The organism is Planctomonas sp. JC2975 (assembly GCF_012985205.1).
Taxonomy (GTDB): domain Bacteria; phylum Actinomycetota; class Actinomycetes; order Actinomycetales; family Microbacteriaceae; genus Humibacter.
Window position 1 is genome coordinate 1,441,446 of record NZ_JABEKS010000001.1, and the last position, 17,513, is coordinate 1,458,958.

14 protein-coding genes are annotated in these 17,513 nt (G+C 68.4%); 4 read left to right on the forward strand and 10 right to left on the reverse strand.

Translation table 11 applies throughout. The features are described from left to right. Positions 1-24 precede the first annotated feature (24 nt). The 9 genes from HII28_RS06665 to HII28_RS06705 all read right to left on the reverse strand — a co-directional run bounded on the left by HII28_RS06665 (position 25) and on the right by HII28_RS06705 (position 10,906). Complete coding sequence (locus tag HII28_RS06665; RefSeq protein ID WP_170024681.1) at positions 25-1,590, reverse strand: CoA-acylating methylmalonate-semialdehyde dehydrogenase; 1,566 nt, start codon at positions 1,588-1,590, stop codon at positions 25-27. A gap of 86 nt (positions 1,591-1,676) precedes the next feature. After that, a complete protein-coding gene (locus tag HII28_RS06670) occupies positions 1,677-2,597 on the reverse strand; it encodes a deoxyribose-phosphate aldolase (protein ID WP_170024682.1) in 921 nt (306 codons plus the stop codon). Next, positions 2,584-3,525 carry a 5-dehydro-2-deoxygluconokinase gene (gene iolC, locus HII28_RS06675; RefSeq protein WP_277348439.1) on the reverse strand — a complete coding sequence of 314 codons (942 nt, stop codon included), beginning with the start codon at positions 3,523-3,525 and terminating at the stop codon, positions 2,584-2,586. The genes HII28_RS06670 and iolC overlap by 14 nt, the downstream gene beginning before the upstream one ends. A gap of 167 nt (positions 3,526-3,692) precedes the next feature. Beyond that, a complete protein-coding gene (locus tag HII28_RS06680; protein WP_170024683.1) occupies positions 3,693-4,847 on the reverse strand; it encodes a Gfo/Idh/MocA family oxidoreductase in 1,155 nt (384 codons plus the stop codon). After that, entirely contained in the window at positions 4,844-6,652 is a 1,809-nt protein-coding gene (locus tag HII28_RS06685; protein ID WP_346769219.1) for a hypothetical protein, read from the reverse strand. The genes HII28_RS06680 and HII28_RS06685 overlap by 4 nt, the downstream gene beginning before the upstream one ends. Before the next feature lie 45 nt (positions 6,653-6,697). Further along, on the reverse strand, positions 6,698-7,690 hold the full coding sequence (locus tag HII28_RS06690) for an SIS domain-containing protein (protein WP_170024684.1): 993 nt from the start codon (positions 7,688-7,690) through the stop codon (positions 6,698-6,700). Further along, positions 7,690-8,613, reverse strand: a complete 924-nt coding sequence (locus HII28_RS06695; RefSeq protein ID WP_170024685.1) for a carbohydrate ABC transporter permease — start codon at positions 8,611-8,613, stop codon at positions 7,690-7,692. The genes HII28_RS06690 and HII28_RS06695 overlap by 1 nt, the downstream gene beginning before the upstream one ends. Beyond that, positions 8,610-9,566: a sugar ABC transporter permease gene (locus tag HII28_RS06700; RefSeq protein WP_170024686.1), complete on the reverse strand. Its 957-nt coding sequence runs from the start codon at positions 9,564-9,566 to the stop codon at positions 8,610-8,612. Before HII28_RS06700 ends, HII28_RS06695 begins: the two co-directional genes overlap by 4 nt. 29 nt (positions 9,567-9,595) lie before the next feature. Beyond that, on the reverse strand, positions 9,596-10,906 hold the full coding sequence (locus tag HII28_RS06705; RefSeq protein ID WP_170024687.1) for a sugar ABC transporter substrate-binding protein: 1,311 nt from the start codon (positions 10,904-10,906) through the stop codon (positions 9,596-9,598). A 201-nt stretch (positions 10,907-11,107) separates the two neighbouring features. On the opposite strand from HII28_RS06705, the gene HII28_RS06710 reads away from it, so the two are divergent. From HII28_RS06710 to HII28_RS06720, 3 genes are read left to right on the forward strand one after another with little or no spacing between them, the layout of a single operon-like run. Further along, positions 11,108-14,179, forward strand: a complete 3,072-nt coding sequence (locus HII28_RS06710; protein WP_170024688.1) for a glycoside hydrolase family 38 C-terminal domain-containing protein — start codon at positions 11,108-11,110, stop codon at positions 14,177-14,179. Then, positions 14,176-15,426, forward strand: coding sequence for an ROK family transcriptional regulator (locus HII28_RS06715; protein WP_170024689.1), 1,251 nt, complete (start codon positions 14,176-14,178; stop codon positions 15,424-15,426). The genes HII28_RS06710 and HII28_RS06715 overlap by 4 nt, the downstream gene beginning before the upstream one ends. Continuing rightward, a complete protein-coding gene (locus tag HII28_RS06720; RefSeq protein WP_170024690.1) occupies positions 15,423-16,340 on the forward strand; it encodes a BadF/BadG/BcrA/BcrD ATPase family protein in 918 nt (305 codons plus the stop codon). The genes HII28_RS06715 and HII28_RS06720 overlap by 4 nt, the downstream gene beginning before the upstream one ends. A 26-nt stretch (positions 16,341-16,366) precedes the next feature. Here HII28_RS06720 and HII28_RS06725 read toward each other — a convergent pair whose 3' ends face one another. After that, entirely contained in the window at positions 16,367-16,933 is a 567-nt protein-coding gene (locus tag HII28_RS06725) for an isochorismatase family protein (RefSeq protein ID WP_170024691.1), read from the reverse strand. A 118-nt stretch (positions 16,934-17,051) separates the two neighbouring features. Here HII28_RS06725 and HII28_RS06730 point away from each other — a divergent pair, with 118 nt between their 5' ends. Further along, positions 17,052-17,513 (forward strand): MarR family transcriptional regulator, encoded by a 462-nt coding sequence (locus HII28_RS06730; RefSeq protein ID WP_170024692.1) that lies wholly within the window; start codon positions 17,052-17,054, stop codon positions 17,511-17,513.

The window sequence follows — 17,513 nt, forward strand, 5'->3', positions numbered from 1 at the left end:
TTTCTCCGGCGGGACCGCCGGCGATCAATCGTTCTGCGGGAAGCCGAGGTTGATGCCGCCGTGCGCCGAACTCTGCGTCGCGGGGTCGAGCCAGCGGCTCGTAACCGCCTTCTCGCGGGTGAAGAAGTCGAAGCCGTGCACGCCGTAGGCCTTGGCGTCGCCGAACAGCGACTTCTTCCAGCCGCCGAACGAGTGATAGGCGACCGGCACCGGGATTGGCACGTTGATGCCGATCATGCCGACCTGCACCTCGTTCTGGAAGCGGCGTGCCGCGCCGCCGTCGTTGGTGAAGATGGCGGTGCCGTTGCCGAACTGGCCGGAGTTGATGAGGTCGACCCCCTCCTGGAACGTCTTCACGCGCACGATCTGGAGCACCGGACCGAAGATCTCCTCCTGATACGCCCGCGAGCTGGTCGGCAGATCGTCGATCAGGGTGGGGCCGAAGAAGAATCCGTCCTCACCGCCCTCGACCGTGCAGTATCGGCCGTCGACGACGATCGTCGCTCCGTCGGCCTCGGCGATGTCGACGTAGTCGGACACCTTCTGCTTGTGGGCGGCGGAGATAAGCGGTCCCAGATCCGGCTCGCCATCGGCGCCGCCTGCGCCGTTGCCCACGCGAAGCCTGTCTATCCGCTCGGTGATCTTGCCGATCAGCTCATCCGCGACCGGCTCGACGGCGAGCACGACGGAGACGGCCATGCACCGCTCGCCCGCTGCGCCGTACCCGGCGTTCACTGCCTGATCCGCGACCAGGTCGAGGTCGGCATCCGGCAGCACCAGCATGTGGTTCTTGGCACCGCCCAGCGCCTGGACCCGTTTACCCGTCTTGGACGCGGTTTCGTAGATGTACTGCGCGATCGGGGTGGAACCCACGAACGAGATCGACTGCACGACCGGAGAGTTCAGCAGGCCGTCGACGGCGAGTTTGTCACCCTGCAGCACGGTGAAGGCGCCGTCGGGCAGGCCGGCTTCCTTCCAGAGCGCCGCGATCCACAGCGACGCCGACGGATCCTTCTCGCTCGGCTTCAGCACCACGGCGTTGCCCGCCGCGATCGCAACGGGGAAGAACCACATCGGCACCATGGCGGGGAAGTTGAACGGGCTGATCAGGCCGACGACGCCGAGCGGCTGCTTGATCGAGTACACGTCGATGCCCGTCGACGCGCTCTCGCTGAACTCGCCCTTCGTGAGGTGCGGGAACCCCGTGGCGAGCTCGACGACCTCCTGTCCGCGATTGATCTCGCCGAGAGCGTCGGACAGCACCTTGCCGTGCTCGGCCGTGATGATCTCGGCCAGCTCGCCCTTGCGGGCGTTCAGCAGCTCGCGGAACGCGAAAAGCACCGTCAGGCGCTTCGCGATCGAGTAGCCGCTCCACACCTCGAACCCGCGCTGCGCGGAGGCGATCGCCGCGTCGACCTCGGCCTCATCCGCCAGCGCCACCCGCTTGGTCTGCACGCCGAGCGCCGGGTTGTACACCGGAGCCGTGCGACCGCTTGCCGACGGGTACGCCGCTCCGTCGATCCAGTGCGAGACGACAGGGAGGCCGGTTCCGGTCTCCTCGGCAACGGGTGCTTCGGTGATGTTCGTCATGGCGGTGGTTCCTTCTCATCTGAGTTCGCGTGTTCGCTCTGGCGTCGCTGTTGCTCTGTGCTGATCGTCTGCAGTCGGGCGGATGCTCAGTGCCCGTGAACGAGGGATGCTGCGGTGTCGACGGCGAGAGCGACGTCGTCGTCCTGCGGGTAGAGGAGGGTGCGGCCCACGACGAGGCCGTGCACGCCGGGCAGCGACAGAGCGGATGCCCACGACGCGTAGGTCTCGTCGGGTGCCGCCTCGCTGTCCCCTCCCAGCAACAGGGTGGGAAGGGTGGTCGCCTCCATCACCCGCTCCATGTCAGCCACGACGGGGAGCTTCAGCCAGCTGTACGCCGAGGTGGCACCGAGGCCGGAGGCGATGGCGACCGAGGTGATGACGGCATCCGTCGACAGATCGTTGACGATGCGTCCGTCCACCCAGTCGCTCATGAAGGGCTCGAGCATGATCGGCAGACCCGCGCGCGCCGATGCCGTGACCGCGTCTGCTGTGGCCTCGAGGGTGCGAGCGGTCGCAGCGTCGCCCAGGTTGATGCGCACGAGCAACTTGGCGGCATCCATGCCGGAGCGCGTCATGGAGTCGACGTCGTAGCCGGTGTAGCGGTCGTCCATCTCGAACACGGCGCCGCGCAGTCCGCCGCGATTCATCGAGCCGACGGCGACCTTGTCGTCGAGGGCTCCGAGCAGCGCGAGATCCTCAATGACGTCGGGAGTACCGAGCACGCCGTCGACGCCGGGGCGGGAGAGCGCCAGCGCGAGGCGCTGGAGCAGTTCGTACCGCCCGGCCATGGCCGTGGGATCGCTGCGCACGCCGAGGGCGCCCCTGGCCGGATGGTCGGCGGCCACGATGAACAGCCTGCCGTCGCCGCGCACGAGCGGACGCCGTACTCGCTGGGCGAACGCCGTGCCGATGGACTGCGGGCTGCGCTGCCGGGCCTCGCGCAGGCTCGCGAACGCGTCGGGTGCGATCGGCGCCGCGGCCGTTCGCGTACGCTCAGGCGCGGACATCGACGGACTCCTTCAGCAGCGCATCGACCTCGGCCGTCGTCGGCATGGCGGTCGAGCATTCGCGTCGACCGGCGACGATCGCCCCGGCCGCGTTCGCGAAACGGATGGTCCTGTGCAGATCCCAGCCCTGCAGAAGCCCGAAGCTCAGCGCCCCGCCGAAGCCGTCGCCAGCGCCCAGCCCGTTGACGACGTCCACGTAGACCGGCGCCACCTCGACCGTCTCCTCGCGGGTCTTGGCCAGCACGCCACGAGGACCCTGCTTGACGACCGCGAGCTCGACTCCGCGCTCGAGCAGCGCATCCGCAGCTCGATGGGGGTCGGTCTCCCCCACGGCGATCTCGCACTCCGCACGATTGCCGACCGCGACGGTCACCTGCTCGAGGGCGCGACCGACCTCGGCCGTCGCCGCCTCGGACGACTCCCAGAACATGGCCCGGTAGTCGAGGTCGAGAACGGTCAGCGGCCGGCGTGCGCGCGCCGCCCACGCCGCGTGATGGGTCGCGCGGCTCGGCTCCCTCGAGAGTCCGGTCACCGTGGCCCAGAAGATGCGCGAGCCGCGGATCGCCTCGGCGTCGAGCCGGTCGGCCGTGATCATGAGGTCGGGCGCGATCGGCTCGCGGTAGAAGTACAGCGGGAAGTCGTCGGGCGGGAAGATCTCGCAGAACGTCACGGGGGTGTTGAGCCCCGGAACCGTCGTCATGAAGCGCGGGTCCACTCCGAGGCGGGCCACCTCGCGACGGGCGAAACGGCCGAAGGGGTCCTCGCCCGTCGCCGTGACGACGGCGCTGCGCAGGCCGTGCCGCGCTGCCGCGATCGCCACGTTCGTTGCGCTGCCGCCGAGGTACTTGCCGAACGTCTCGACGTCTTCGAGCCCGACGCCGTCCTGCAGCGGGTAGAGGTCGACGCCGATGCGGCCCATGGTGATCAGGTCGAACGCGCTCTGCGCAGCCCCGTTCCGCTCCGTGACGCCGTGCGCCGCCGCGTTCGTCGACTCGTCGTCAGTCACGCCAGACCTCCCAGTCCGAACATTGTTCTAACAAACTAACATATGAGAGTGCGGATGTCGCCGGGTCGGCAGCGCAGCATCTCGCCACCTCAGCGCGCCCAGCTCGCCACGTCGAGTTCGCTGAACAGCCGCTCCTCGGCGATCGCACGATCGATGGCCGTGACGACGCCGTCGAGCACCGGCCGGGTCTCCAGACTCTCGCCCAGCCATTCGACGGCCGACGACGGCACCGGATGCACCGAGGCCGCCGCGACGGATTCGATCACCGACACGAATCCACCCGTCCGATCCAGCGGCGACAGCAGTTCCGCACCCTCGTCGCGGGCGTCGATGAGGTTGTCCATGAGGTCGATCCGGCCGAAGTCGCGCGTGACTCCGTCCGGCATCGTGAGGCGGTCGCGGGTGTAGTGGAGCACGGCCGTCCCCCTGCTGCCGCGCACGGTGACGAATGGATCGTCCTCCCGCGGGCCGGCCAGGGTGAACGCGCAGGTGAGCACACCGTCGAAGGTGCTCGCACCCTGCTCGGTGGGATGCACGCGCAGCGCGGACGTGTCGTCCACGTCGATCGCATTCACGCGGTGCAGGTCGGTCTCCACCCTGGCGACGGCACGCGGATCGTGCCAGCCGGCGATGGAAAGGGAGGTCATCACGGCGTGCGCGAACGGATTCGAGACCGCGCCGTCGGAGACGCGCACGCCGTTCAGCTCGCGTCTGCCGGCCCACGGCGACCTGGTCCAGTACGCGCGGTCGCGCGTCCACGAACCGGCCGCGCCGATGGCCTCGATCGTTCCCAGCTCGCCGCGCGCGATGGCCGCCTGGAGCTCGGCGAGAGCGAGGGATCCGAGGCTCTGGAACCCCACCTGCACCATCCGCCCGGTCTCGTACTGCACCTCGGCGAGCCGTCGGAACGCGGCGAGATCGGTCACCGGCGGTTTCTCGAGCAGCACGTCCGCGCCCGCTCGCAGGGCTCGTGCGGCGAGCTCGCCGTGCGTGTGCAGCGGAGTCGCCACGACGACGACGTCGACCTCGGTCTCCGCCAGCAGCACGTCGATGGTGGGCACGATGGGCGGGAGGTCGCCCTCCACCCGTCGTCCTTCGCGAACGACGGGTCCGTCCAGCGGATCGACGAGGCCGACGAGCTCGGCCCTGCCCTCGGCGTGCAGTTCCTGCGCGCGCAGCACGTGGGCTGCTCCATAGCCGTGAACGCCGATCACGGCGATGCGCGTTGGTCGCGCGGCGCTCATCGACGCACCCCCTGCTCGGCGCGGATGCTCACGCGGAACGTCGCGGGAGCGGTGCCGCCGACGCGAACGCGCACGCCGCGGGCTGCATCCGTTCCGCCGAGGAATCCGTAGTCCTGACCCGGCTCGTACGGCAGCGGGGTGGCGCTGAGCTCTGCACCATCGACGTCGAGGAGGATGCGCGCATCACCCGCCTCGTACCCGCCATGTCCGGAGGGCAGCACCCACCCATCCTCGCCGTCGGCCACGCCACCGATGACGGCTCCGCCCGGCCGGAACGCGAACTCGAGCGACCACGGCAGCCGCGGCGCGGCGATGCTCACCTGGAGCTCGACGCCGTCGGGAAGCAGGCGAGCGCCGATGACGGTCGTCATGGACACCTCGTCACGGGGTCGCAACGGGAACGACATCGACGCGCTGAACCGGCCGTCGTCGTCGAGCTCGTACTCTCCGTCGGCCTTCCTCTCGGCGGCGCCCAGCGGCTGGTAGTACGCCGCGTTGACCGTCTCCTCGAGCACGTATTCGTCGTCGGCCACCTGACGCAGTGACGAGGCCCTGAAGGGACCGAGATCGAAGAACGACCGGGAGAGTCGCATGGACTCCAGCACCGCGTCGCCAGCGAACACCCGCGCGAACGTCGGGTTGTTGGCGAGCCCGGAGCGGATGCGACGGTGCGCCGCGTAGTCCGACCCGCCGTAGAGGACGGTCTCGACGACGCCGGAGCGACGGCCGGCGAGGCCGACCGTCTCGAGCAGGTACGACGACGGGCCGAGCACCGACGTGCCAGGCACCGACGTGCCGAGCACCTCGGGCTCCCCCGGCTCGGGCAGTGCGGCCAGCAGCTGCGGCCTCAGCAGCGACTCCGCGAGCAGCTCCGCGTCGAGCGGTGCCGAAGCGGCGGCCCTGCGTGCGGCGGCGGCGAAGTCCGCTCGCCCGGTGGTCACGGCGGCGATGCGGAAAGCGGCGAGATACGGCGCGATCGGGAATCGGGTGCTGGCCTGATCCTGTCGACGCGACTGCACCGTCTCCACGGTGTCGTCCTGGCGCACCAGCGCGAGTGTCGCCTCGAGATTGCGGTGCACGATCGCCTCCAGCTCGACCTTCAGCTCCGGCCGGCCGAGCGAATCGCCGATGGCGCTCAGCGACGGATTCGTCACGTGCGCCGCGTAGTTCGGGCTGCGCTCGGAGTACAGGCCGTCCCGGTCGACGTCGACGCCCTCGGCCAGCCATTCGTCGACCCTCGCCACCAGGCGCTCGTCGGGGAACGAGCGATGGATGCGCGCCAGCGCCGCGCTGATCTCCCACCGGTGGTTCGGAGTGTGCACGCCGCCGGTCAGGAGCGCCCCTGCGGCATCGCAGATGATGGCGCCGATCGCGTCCCGCACGGCGGAGGCGTCGGCCACCCCATCGAGGAACGCGTAGGCATCGCAGGCGTCGTTGATCGTGAAGGCGCTGTCGGGCGGCGACTGCAGGTTGTCCCCTCCGGCGAACAGGCCTGAGGCGCACTGGAGCGCACGCAGCGCACCCACTCGCAGAGCCGCCACAGTGAGCAGACCCGAACGGTCCAGGACGGAATCAGCTGACGGACCGGTGCCGGCATCGGCCGGACGGTCGGCCGCCACGAGGGACAGCAGCACCTTGGCATCCCGCATGAGCTCGCGGTGCGCGCCAGAGCGCACTTCCCGCTCCTCGGCTGCCAGGAGAGCGTCGGCTCGCGTGCGCGCCGCGCGCAGCACGGCATCCCGGAACTGATGGTCGATCTGTGCTGTGGCGATTCGGGGCACGTCGATGCCTGGCTGTTCGGTCACGGGGAGCCTTTCGTGATGCGTGAGAGAAGTGGACGCCGGCGCGTCTCAGACCTTGGTGTCCGACTGGCCGTGCACGAACTCCTCGATCTCGAACGGCTGGAGGTCGTTCGCCGCTGCCATGAGCCGCTGGCCGGCGACGACCTCGGCCGCCACGCGGGCGAATCCCTCGGCGGACCCCACGTCGAAGTGGGCGTCACCGCACTCCGAGTCGCGGCCGATCACGATGAAGCGCGCGCCAGACCCAGCCAGTGATGCAGGGATCTGACGCTCACGCCCATCGCCGACGATCAGCACGAGCGTGCCGGCGCCGACAGATTCCATCGGACCATGCAGGTACTGCTGCGTCTCGTATGCCGTCGCAGGTATGCGAAGGCACTCCCGCACGAGCAGGCCGATCTCGGCCGCCGCCGTGGCGGAGAGGCCGGAGCCCACCACATCGATCGAGGATGCCTGCACCAGAGCCGGCGCGCTCGTCGCCGCGGGCGCCGCGAAGGAGTCCAGTGCGCAGGAGACGACCGCTGCGATCGACGGATCCGCCGACGGCACGATGCCGAGCGTCCGAACCAGCCTGTCGTACGCTACGAGCATCGCCGTGAAGCCCACCGTGTAGGCGCGCGAGTCGGCGAATCCGCCGAGGTCGATGACGGCGTCCGTGACCTCGTGCACCGCGGCAGCCGGATCGTTCGTGATGACGAGTCGCCGGCCGGCCGGGAACGCACGCGCGGCGGCGATGGGCTCAGGGCTCCTGCCCGACTCGGTGACGACGATGGCGTGGTCGCCGATGGCTGCCGCATCCGCTCCGATCGCCTCGGATGCGGCGAGGTCGAGTGCGCGGAACCCGCCGGAGCGCAGTACGTGCGCAAGAGCGTGGGTCGAGTGGTGCGCTGCACCCATCGCGAGCGGTGCGACGGTCTCGCCCGGATGCCACGGGACGACGCCTGTCGGGAAGGCGGCGAGTTCGGAATCGAGCCGCGACTCGAGACCGGCGAGGTGCTCCGGCTGCGACAGCATCGCGCCGCGGAAGTCGGTGAAACGCATCAGTCCTTGAGCCCGGCGTTGATGTTCGCCCCCATGACGTACTTCTGGAACACGAGGTAGATGAGCACCAGCGGAATGATGGAGATGACGGATGCACCCAGCAGCACGGACCAGTTGATGTTCTGCGCGCCGACGATGCTCTCGATGCCGATCTGCAGCGTGAACTTGCTCGGGTCGTTGAGCACCAGCAGCGGCCAGATGTAGTCGTTCCACCGCCACTGGAACGAGAAGATCGCCAGCGTCAGCATGATCGGCCGCGACAGCGGAACCATGATGCGGAAGAAGATGGACAGCTCCCTGGCGCCGTCGATGCGCGCCGCCTCGACCAGGTCGTCGGGGACGGTGAGGAAGAACCCGCGGAACATCAGCACGCCGGTGGCCGTGAGGATCGACGGCACGATGATGCCGGCCAGCGAGTTGTAGAGGCCGAGGTCGCGCACGACGATGAACGACGGGGCGAGCATGACCTCGGTGGGCAGCATGGTCGTGGCCAGGATGCAGATGAAGAAGACCTTCAGCCAGCGGTTCGTGTACTTCGCCAGCGCGTAGCCGGTCGCACAGCTCACGGCGACGGTGAGCACGGTGGTCACGCACGCCACGAGGATGGTGTTGCCGAAGTACTGCGCGAAGTCGAAGCTCTGCCACGCCGTGGTGAAGCCGGTGAGCGTCCACTGCTTCGGGAACAGGGTGAGCGGATACGAGAACAGGTCGCCCGCCGGCTTGAACGAGCTGAGCAGGAACCACAGCAGCGGGAAGAGGAACCCGATGGCGAACACCCACAGCAACGTGGTCGCCGAGAGGTGCCGCCCGATCTCCCGTGGCGGGATGCCCTTCTTGCGCTTGGCGGGTCGGCGCACCTTAGCGGATGTCCGCGATGCGTCCCCCAGATCCGGCGTGCGTGCGAGGTTGGTCGACGTGGTCATCGCGAAGACGCCTTCCTGTTCACGAAGAGTTGGATGACGGCGACGGCCATGAGGATGATCATCAGGATGAAGCTGGCCGCGCTCGCGTAGCCGATCTGGCCGCGCTGGAATCCGGTCTGGTAGATGTACTGCACGAGCAGGTTGTTGTCCGTGCCGGGACCACCGTTGTTGAGGGAGACGAAGAGCGCGTACTCCTTCATCGTGCCGATGGTGGTGAGCAGGATCACGATGAACGACGTCGGTGCGATGTTCGGCAGGGTGATGGAGAAGAACAACCGGATCGGGCCGGCTCCGTCGAGCGAGGCGGCCTCGTAGTACGACGTCGGAACGTTCTTGATGGCGGCGATGAACAGCAGCATCGAGAACGCCATGCCTGCCCAGGTGGCGGCGAAGACCACGACCAGCAGGGAGAGGTTCGCGTTCGACTGCCAGGGAACGGCTTTGCCGCCGAGGGACTCGATGATGAAGTTCACGAGCCCGAAGTTCTCGCCGAAGAGCCAGCGCCACACGACGCCGGTGATGATGGGCGAGACCAGCCAGGGCAGGAAGAAGATGATGCGGGCGACGACCTTGCCCTTGGCGTAGCTGCTCACCATGAGGTTGGCGATGAACAGCGAGACCACGTAGCTGAGCGGCACGACGACGATGGTGAATTCGAGAGTGCGCAGGAGCGCCGCATAGAAGCTCGAGTCGCCGAGCAGCTTGGCGTAGTTGTCGACGCCGACGAACTGCGGGTCGCCGACACCGGTGTAGTTCGTGAACGAGTACCCGAGACCGATGACCGCCGGCCACACGAAGAAGAGGGCGAAGAGCACCACGTTGGCCGCGATCAGCACGAGCGGGGCGACCGTGTAGGTGTTGAGACGCGGCCGACGACGGCCATGCTTCGGAGCGGGGGCTGTTCGCTCCCGCTCCGAAGCGGCCGGCTGCGCCGCGGTTCCGGTGACTGTCATCGTTGATATCCGCGGGTTGCGCTGGTCGGCTACTTGCCGACCTGCTGGTTGTAGCCGTCGACGATGTTCTTCAGCGCGTCATCGACCGACTCCTGGCCGTTGATCGCCTTGCCGATCTCGGTGACGCTCGGGTCGGTGGTCAGCGACTTGCCGTCGAGCACCCACTTCGTCTGAGCCTGGTTGAAGTATCCAGAGACGGGCGCGTAGAGCGGCAGCTCATCGTTGTAGAGCTTGAAGGCGTCCTGCGCCGCTGTCGACTTGAACGGGTACACGGGGTTGAGTCCGCTCTCGACGGGCAGGTAGCCGTTCACCTCGGTGAGCTTCTTGTACTGGGCCGGCTCGTACATCCAGGTGAGGAAGTCCTTGGCCGCCTTGGCCTGAGCCGAGTTGTTGTTGAATCCGACGACGAGTCCACCGGAGTTCACGTCGCTGGCCTGAACCGGCTGGGCCGGGGTCGGAACGCTCGCCCAGTCGAACTTGGTGATGCTCTCCGCGAACGAGGAGACCTGCCACACACCGGACCAGTACGCGACGACCTGGCCGCTCTGGAACAGAGCCGACGGGTCTGCACCGCTCGTCCACACCGACTTCGGCATGGTGGTGTCGTTGTTCAGGCTCACGAAGTAGTCGACGGCCTTGTGCGTCTTGGCGTCGGCCGAGAACGTGCCGCTGGAGTCGGCGTGGATGTACTGGCCGCCCATCTCGTAGACCATGGCGCGCAGGCGCGACGGCGACGAGTCGAAGGTGAGGTCGTACTTGGCGCCGGTCGCCGCACGCACCTTGTCGGCGGCCGCGATGAACTCCGGCCACGTCCAGGTGTCCTTCGGCGACGACGGGAACGAGACGCCCGCCTGCTCGAACAGGCTCTTGTTGATGAAGAGACCGGACGCCGTCACGTCGGACGGAATCGCCAGCACCTTGCCGTCGGAGGTCTTGGCGATGAAGTTCTCATTGATCTTGTCGGACTTGGTGTTCACGATCGACGACAGGTCGATGAGCTTGTTTGTCCAGATCGGATCGAGCGACGGCACGCTGGCGATGTCGGGCAGCGCGTTGGCCTGCGCCGCGTCGCGCAGCTTCGTCGTGTAGCCGCTGTAGGGGATGTTCACGATCTTGACCGAGACGCCGGTCTTCTTCTTGTACTGCGCGACGAGCTGGTCGTAACCGGCCTGCTGTGCAGCACTGGAGGAGAGCCAGAGCGTGATCTTCTTGCTCTCGCTCGACGAGTTGTTGCCCGCTGACGAGCATCCGGCCAGCACGAGCGCCGCTGCCGACACCGCGGCGACAGACGCCAGCACTCGACGTAGCCGCGTCCCCGGCTGCGATTTCTTCAGAGTCATCTTTGAGTCCTTCGATGGGGGCAGAGCCTGTCCGAGCGGACGAGCCGGAGCGGTCTGCGGAGGTGGTTAGATATTCATATCACTATGATGTCTAAGTGGCAACGCGAATGAGATAACAGACGCGCTCACCCCAGTCATAGCAACGGCGAACAGGCATCTCACCCTGATGTGAAACCCTCAACGCGGAAGGCGGTCACAGGCATGAAACCGGCCGATGCACTCGTCGTCGAACGCGCACAGCGTGTGCTCGATGAACGGATCAGACCCGCGATCACCGCGCGCAGCGTCGCGCTCGAACTCCGCATCGCCCCGGTGCCGGGTGAGCCGATAGCCCCGACCGAGGCGCTCGCTCTCCAGTACACGCCGTACCGCCCGGGCGATCCCTGGGGCGCAGCGTGGTCCACCGCGTGGTTCAGGGCCAGCGCACGCATCCCTGATGCCTGGCTCGGCGAACGCATCGAGGCTGTCGTCGACCTCGGATTCGACACCACCTGGCCCGGCTTCCAGTGCGAGGGTCTCGCCTACACACCGGCCATGGAGCCCATCAAGGCGATCAACCCGCGCAACCAGTGGGTCCCCATCGAGGCGGCACCGGGCGAGGATGTGGAGTTCTACATCGAGGCCGCGGCCAATCCGAACCTGCTCGACCACCTCCCGCTCTTCCCGACCTGGCAGGGCGACAGGTCGACCGCATCCGATCAGCCGCTGTACGCGGTGAAACGGGCGGATCTGACCGCCTTCGACGTCGAGTGCCACGAGCTCGCCCTCGATGTCGAGGTGCTGCTCGAGCTGCAGGCCGAGCTCGAGGACGGGCCGCGGCGGGCATCCGTACTGCGCGGGATCGACAGGGCGATGGATGCCATCGACCTGCACCGTGTTGCGGAGACCGCTGCGTATGCTCGCGCCGTGCTTCGTCCGCTGCTCGAGCGCCCGGCATCCGCCAGCGAGCACACGCTCTCCGCCATCGGACACGCGCACATCGACTCCGCCTGGCTCTGGCCGGTGCGCGAGACCGTGCGCAAGGTGGCGCGCACGACCACCTCGATGACCCAGCTGCTGTCGGAGGAACCCGAATTCCTCTACGGAATGTCGAGCGCGCAGCAGTACGAATGGCTGCGCGACAACCGCCCGGAGGTCTACTCGAGGGTCGCCGCAGCCGTGCGCGATGGGCGCTTCGTGCCGCTCGGCGGCATGTGGGTGGAGAGCGACGCCGTTCTGCCCTCCGGCGAGTCGCTCGTGCGCCAGTTCACCTACGGTCAGGGCTTCTTCCGTCGCGAGTTCGGCATCACGTGCAAGGGCGTCTGGCTCCCGGACAGCTTCGGGTATTCGGCCGCACTCCCCCAGCTCATGCGTCGAGCCGGGTTCGAGTGGTTCCTCAGCCAGAAGCTGTCGTGGAACCAGGTGAACACGTTCCCGCACCACACCTTCCACTGGGAGGGCATCGACGGCACCCGCATGTTCAGCCACTTCCCGCCGATCGACACGTACAACGCACGGCTCTCCGTCGGCGAACTGGCGGGCGCCAGGCGCAGGTTCGCCCAGGCGGATCGCGCATCGGGGTCCATCGCCGCCGTCGGCTGGGGCGACGGCGGAGGCGGTACGACCAGGGAGATGGTGGGACGCTCGCGCAGGCTCGCATCCCTCGAGGGCAGCCCGCGGGTGACATGGGAACGACCTGACGACTTCTTCGATCGTGCCAAGCAGGAGGTGACGGATCCGCCCGTGTGGGTCGGCGAGCTGGTGCTCGAGGCGCACCGCGGGACCCTCACCAGTCAGCACCGCACCAAGCAGGGCAACCGGCGCGGCGAGCAACTGCTCGTCGAGGCCGAGCTGTGGGCGGCGACGGCGACGGCGAGAGCCGGTGCCGCGTATCCGTACGACGAACTGGACTCGCTCTGGAAGACGCTCCTGCTGCACCAGTTCCACGACATCCTGCCCGGCACCTCCATCGCGTGGGTGCACAGGGAGGCGGTCGAGTCGTACGCCGCTCTCGCCAGGAACGCGGTAGACCTCATCCGGCGCTCGCTCGACGCGCTTGCCGGCGCCGGAGCGACCGAGCTCATCGCCAACGCATCTCCGTTCGAACGGTCGGGCGTTCCCGCCTTCGGCATCGCGGTGCCTGGGCATGCCGACGTCGAGCCACCCACCATCGAGCAGACCGACGACGGCATCGTCATCGACAACGGCGTGCTCCGCGTGACGGTCTCCGCCGACGGCCTCATCACGTCGGCCGTCGAGAAGACGAGCGGGCGGGATGCCATCGCATCCGGTCGCGCAGCCGGCCTTCTGCAGATGCACCAGGACTTCCCGAACACGCGCGATGCATGGGATGTGGATGCCCACTACCGCAACAGGGTGGAGGACCTCACCGCGGCCGACTCCATCAACGTGCAGGAGGATGCCGACGGCGTGCACGTCGTGGTGGAGCGCAGCTTCTCCGACTCCTGCGTTCGCCAGCGGATCACGGTGCCGCCGGCATCGGCCGTCATCCGCATCGCGCAGGAGACGGACTGGCACGAGCACGAGCGCCTGCTCAAGGTGGCGTTCCCGCTGGCGCTGAACGCCGACCACACGACAGCAGAGACGCAGTTCGGCTACGTGAAGCGCGTCACCCACGCCAACACGAGTTGGCAGACCGCGCAGTTCGAACACTCCATGCACCGCTTCGTGCACGCCGAGGAGCCGGGATTCGGCGCAAGCCTCGTCGGTGATTCGACCTACGGCTACGACGTGCTGCGCGACTCGGATGACACGACAGGCGTCACCACAACGGTGAGGCTCTCGCTCCTGCGGTCGCCCAGGTACCCGGATCCGATGGCCGACCAGGGCGTGCACACCCACGAATACGCCCTCGTCGTCGGATCTCAGGTGGCGGATGCGACCCGATCCGCCATCGAGCTCGACACGCCACTGCGGCGGTTCAGGGGCGCGAAGGCGGTCGCACCGCTCGTGCGCGTCGAGGGCGACGGCATCCTCGTCTCGGCGCTCAAGCTCGCCGCCGATCGCTCGGGCGACCTCATCGTGCGGCTGTACGAACCGAACGGTCGGCGCGCCGTCGCACGGCTGACCGTCGACGCGGATTACGGTCCGGGACAGGCGGTGTCGCTGCTCGAAGAGCCGACCGACATCGCCGTCGGTGCGCCTCCGGCGCCGGACGGCACGCTTCGGCTGACACCTTTCGAGGTGCTCACGCTGCGCTTCGCCGCCGTGGGGCGCGCGCCGCAGAACATCGCCGGTCAGGGCGACCGTCACACGAAGGGAACAGCCGAGTGACCACGTCTCGCAACGGCGACAGCACGAAGGCCGACAGCAACGGAGCATCGGCTGTCGCGCCCGCCCAGCAGCCAGGTCCGCGCCGCACGGCGACGACCAGGGACGTGACCCTGATCAACCGCACGGCCATCCTCGACCTGCTGCGCTCGAGCGGACCGCTGTCGCGGCGGGACATCCGGCACAGGACGGGTCTCAGCTCGGCGACGGTCGAGCGGCTTTGTCAGGCCCTGCTCGAGGAGGGCGCCATCGAGCAAGGCGGCCTCGACAGGTCGTCGGCCGGACGCCCGTCGAGCCTGCTGAAGTACGTGTCGGACATCCGAACCGTCGCCGCCGTCGATGTGACGGAGAACAACGCGCGCGGCCGCATCATCGACCTCGGCGGCAACGTGCTCTACGAGACGTACGAGGCGTTCGATTTCCGCAACGCCAATGCGTCCACCGCCCGTCTCGACGGCCTGCTGAGGCTCGTCGACCGCATCACCTCCGACGAGACCGGGCTGAGCTCGCCCCTCACCGGCATCGGCGTCGCGCTGCCCGGCATCACGGACGAGGGCGTCGTGCTCAACGCCATCGAGCTCGAGTGGCTCAACGTCCCCGTCGCCAGGATCATCGCCGAGCGCACCGGTCTGCCGGTGCTCGCGGAGAACGACGCGAACGCCACCGCGTACAGCGAGTTGCTGCACGGGGCAGCCAGGGACGCGGAGAGCGCCGTCGCGCTCGTGCTCGGCACGGGCATCGGCGCCGGCATCGTCAGCGAGGGGCGCATCCATCGCGGATTCGGATCCGCCGCCGGCGAGGTGGGCTACCTGCTCACCTCGTCCGCCTCGTTCAGTCGCTACTTCACGGACCTCGGGGATGTCGAGGGCACGATCTCCGCGGAGATCCAGCCCTACATGACCGGCGGCGACGGCCACATCGACCGTCGGATCGGCCCGGCCTTCCGCGCCATGATGCGCCTGGTGGCGGAAGGGGATGCCGAGGCCGCCCGCGCCCGCGACGAGTTCTTCGACAACATCGCCCTCATCTGCGCGGCCGTCACCGTGGTGCTCGCACCCAGCGTCATCGTGCTCGCCGGAGCCTTCGCCCAGTACAGCAGCCTGTCGGCGGATCAGATCACCCGCAGGCTCGTCGGCCGCATCCCGTCGGTGCCGACCATCGTGCCGAGCCGGCTCGGCTTCGACGCGGCCATCACCGGCATCGGCGATCTGGCGATCGACCGGGCGCGCACCGCGACGTATCTCGCGTGAACGCGCATCCGCTCTCCGATCGCCTCGTGGGCATCGACGTCGGAGGAACCAAGACCCAGCTCGCCGCGATCGACGACGCCGGCGACCGACGTGACGTCGTCGGCCCGTCATCGGACTGGCGCTGCGGCCACCTCTTCTCGGATCGCGAGAACCTGCCGCGGCTGGCTGCGTGGATCGCCGCCCGCACGCGCATCGACGAAGCGACGACCATCGTGATCGGCCTCCGCGATTGCGACACGGATGCCGACATCGAGCTCGCCTGCTCCACGCTCTCCGCGACGCTCGGCCATGCGGTGCGGGTGGAGAACGACGCCGATCTGCTCGGACCTGCCATGGGCGTCGATCACGCCGTGGCCATGGTCGTGGGCACGGGAGCCATCGTGAGCGCGCGCGATGCTGCCGGACGACGGATCACCGCAGACGGCTACGGCTGGCTGTTCGGTGACTGGGGCAGCGGCCCCGGCCTCGTGCGCGACGCGATCGGCCGGGTGCTCACGGCAACGGATGCCGGCGGCGCCGCGGAGGACGACGGGTTGATACTCGCCCTGTTCCACCACTTCGACAGCGGCAACGCCGCGGAACTCGCAGCGGCAGCGACCACCGTCACCGACCCGCTTCAACTGGGCGAGGCGGCACCGCTGGTGTTCGCCGCCGCCCGCGACGGATCCGCACTGGCGCGCGCTACCATCGACTTCGCCGCGGACCGCCTCGCAGAGGGGGTCGCCGCCGTCATCCGTCGCGGTGGACTGGGCGAGCGAGTGGTCGCTGCGGGCGGCGTCATCGTGAACCAGCCCATGCTCAGGGATGCGGTGCGCGCGCGCCTGGCCGGGCACGAGCATCCGCTGACTCTGTCTTTGCTCGACGTGCCGCCGGTCGAGGGAGCACTGCGGCTGGCCGCATCGGTCGCCGTCTAGCCTGCGCCGGCCGGCCGGCAGCCGGTTCAGCGCGCCGCGAGCAGCTCGAGCACCTCGGCCGTCGTGCCGAGCTCGCCGAGCTTCGGGAACTGGTACGTGACGGATGCCTCGTGCGCCTCTGCCGCATCGCTCATCGCGTCGACGACAAAGGCGACGTGGTAGCCGAGCTCGTAGGCTGCGCGGGCAGTCGACTCGACGCCGGACGTCGTTGACACGCCGGTCAGCACGATCTGCGTGGCGCCTACCTGCTGCAGCTCGGCGTGCAGGTCGGTCGAACCGAAGGCGCCGAGCGTGCGCTTCGTGACCGTGATGTCGCCCGGCTGCTGCCCGAGCTCCGGAAGCAGCACGGTCGCCTGCTCGGGAAGCGTCTGAGCGCCGACGCGCCCTGTCGCCTTACCGCGCTCCGTGCGCCCCGGCGCCGTACCCACGACATTCACCAGCACGACCGGCAGGCCCTTGGCGCGGAACGCCTCGGCGAGCGCGGCCGAGTTTGCGATGATCTGCTCCATCGGATGAGCGGTCTGCTGCCCGAGGATGCCCGTCTGCAGATCGATGACGACGAGGGCTGGGATGTCTTCGAGTTCGATGCTCATGTTCTTCTCTCCTTGGCGAGACCGTGCCGCCGCTCACTGGTGACGTCGCGATCGCACGAAACGTTCCATCACATAATAGTTCGTACTGCTGATGATTCGTTGAAGGTAGGATTAGCGGATGTCCAACGTGAGGCCATCATCCGGTGACGCGACCGATGCGCTCGGCTACCTCCTCAAGCACGCGCTCCGGAGCCTGATCGCCCAGGCGGATGCCGCGCTCGAGCCGCTCGGCATCGACCGCAAGGAGTTCGGGGTGCTCACCGTGCTGGCGGCGCACGAGCCGCTCTCGCAGCAGGCCCTCGGATCCCTCATCGGCATCGATCCGACCACCATGGTCGCGGTCATCGACGCCCTCGAGGCCAAGCGGATCGTCACCCGCACACCCGATCCCGCCGACCGGCGGCGCAACGCCATCGCGCTCACGGAATCCGGCCGCGGCACGTTCCGAGACGCCGGATCCGCATACGCCGAGGCGGAGCGGGAGTTCCTCGCGCCGCTCAGCGATGCCGAATCCGAACGGTTCCGCCGCACCCTTCGTGCCCTGAACAGACCCGAGCCATCGGCGGCCGGCCCTTCGTGA

Bases quoted from the DNA above. Each gene is read 5' to 3' on its own strand.
- HII28_RS06710 (WP_170024688.1), top strand. From the start codon at position 11,108: ATGAAACCGGCCGATGCACTCGTCGTCGAACGCGCACAGCGTGTGCTC.
- HII28_RS06730 (WP_170024692.1), top strand. From the start codon at position 17,052: ATGTCCAACGTGAGGCCATCATCCGGTGACGCGACCGATGCGCTCGGC.
- HII28_RS06670 (WP_170024682.1), bottom strand. From the start codon at position 2,597: ATGTCCGCGCCTGAGCGTACGCGAACGGCCGCGGCGCCGATCGCACCC.
- HII28_RS06700 (WP_170024686.1), bottom strand. From the start codon at position 9,566: ATGACAGTCACCGGAACCGCGGCGCAGCCGGCCGCTTCGGAGCGGGAG.
- HII28_RS06725 (WP_170024691.1), bottom strand. From the start codon at position 16,933: ATGAGCATCGAACTCGAAGACATCCCAGCCCTCGTCGTCATCGATCTG.
- HII28_RS06680 (WP_170024683.1), bottom strand. From the start codon at position 4,847: ATGAGCGCCGCGCGACCAACGCGCATCGCCGTGATCGGCGTTCACGGC.
- HII28_RS06690 (WP_170024684.1), bottom strand. From the start codon at position 7,690: ATGCGTTTCACCGACTTCCGCGGCGCGATGCTGTCGCAGCCGGAGCAC.
- HII28_RS06695 (WP_170024685.1), bottom strand. From the start codon at position 8,613: ATGACCACGTCGACCAACCTCGCACGCACGCCGGATCTGGGGGACGCA.
- HII28_RS06665 (WP_170024681.1), bottom strand. From the start codon at position 1,590: ATGACGAACATCACCGAAGCACCCGTTGCCGAGGAGACCGGAACCGGC.
- HII28_RS06705 (WP_170024687.1), bottom strand. From the start codon at position 10,906: ATGACTCTGAAGAAATCGCAGCCGGGGACGCGGCTACGTCGAGTGCTG.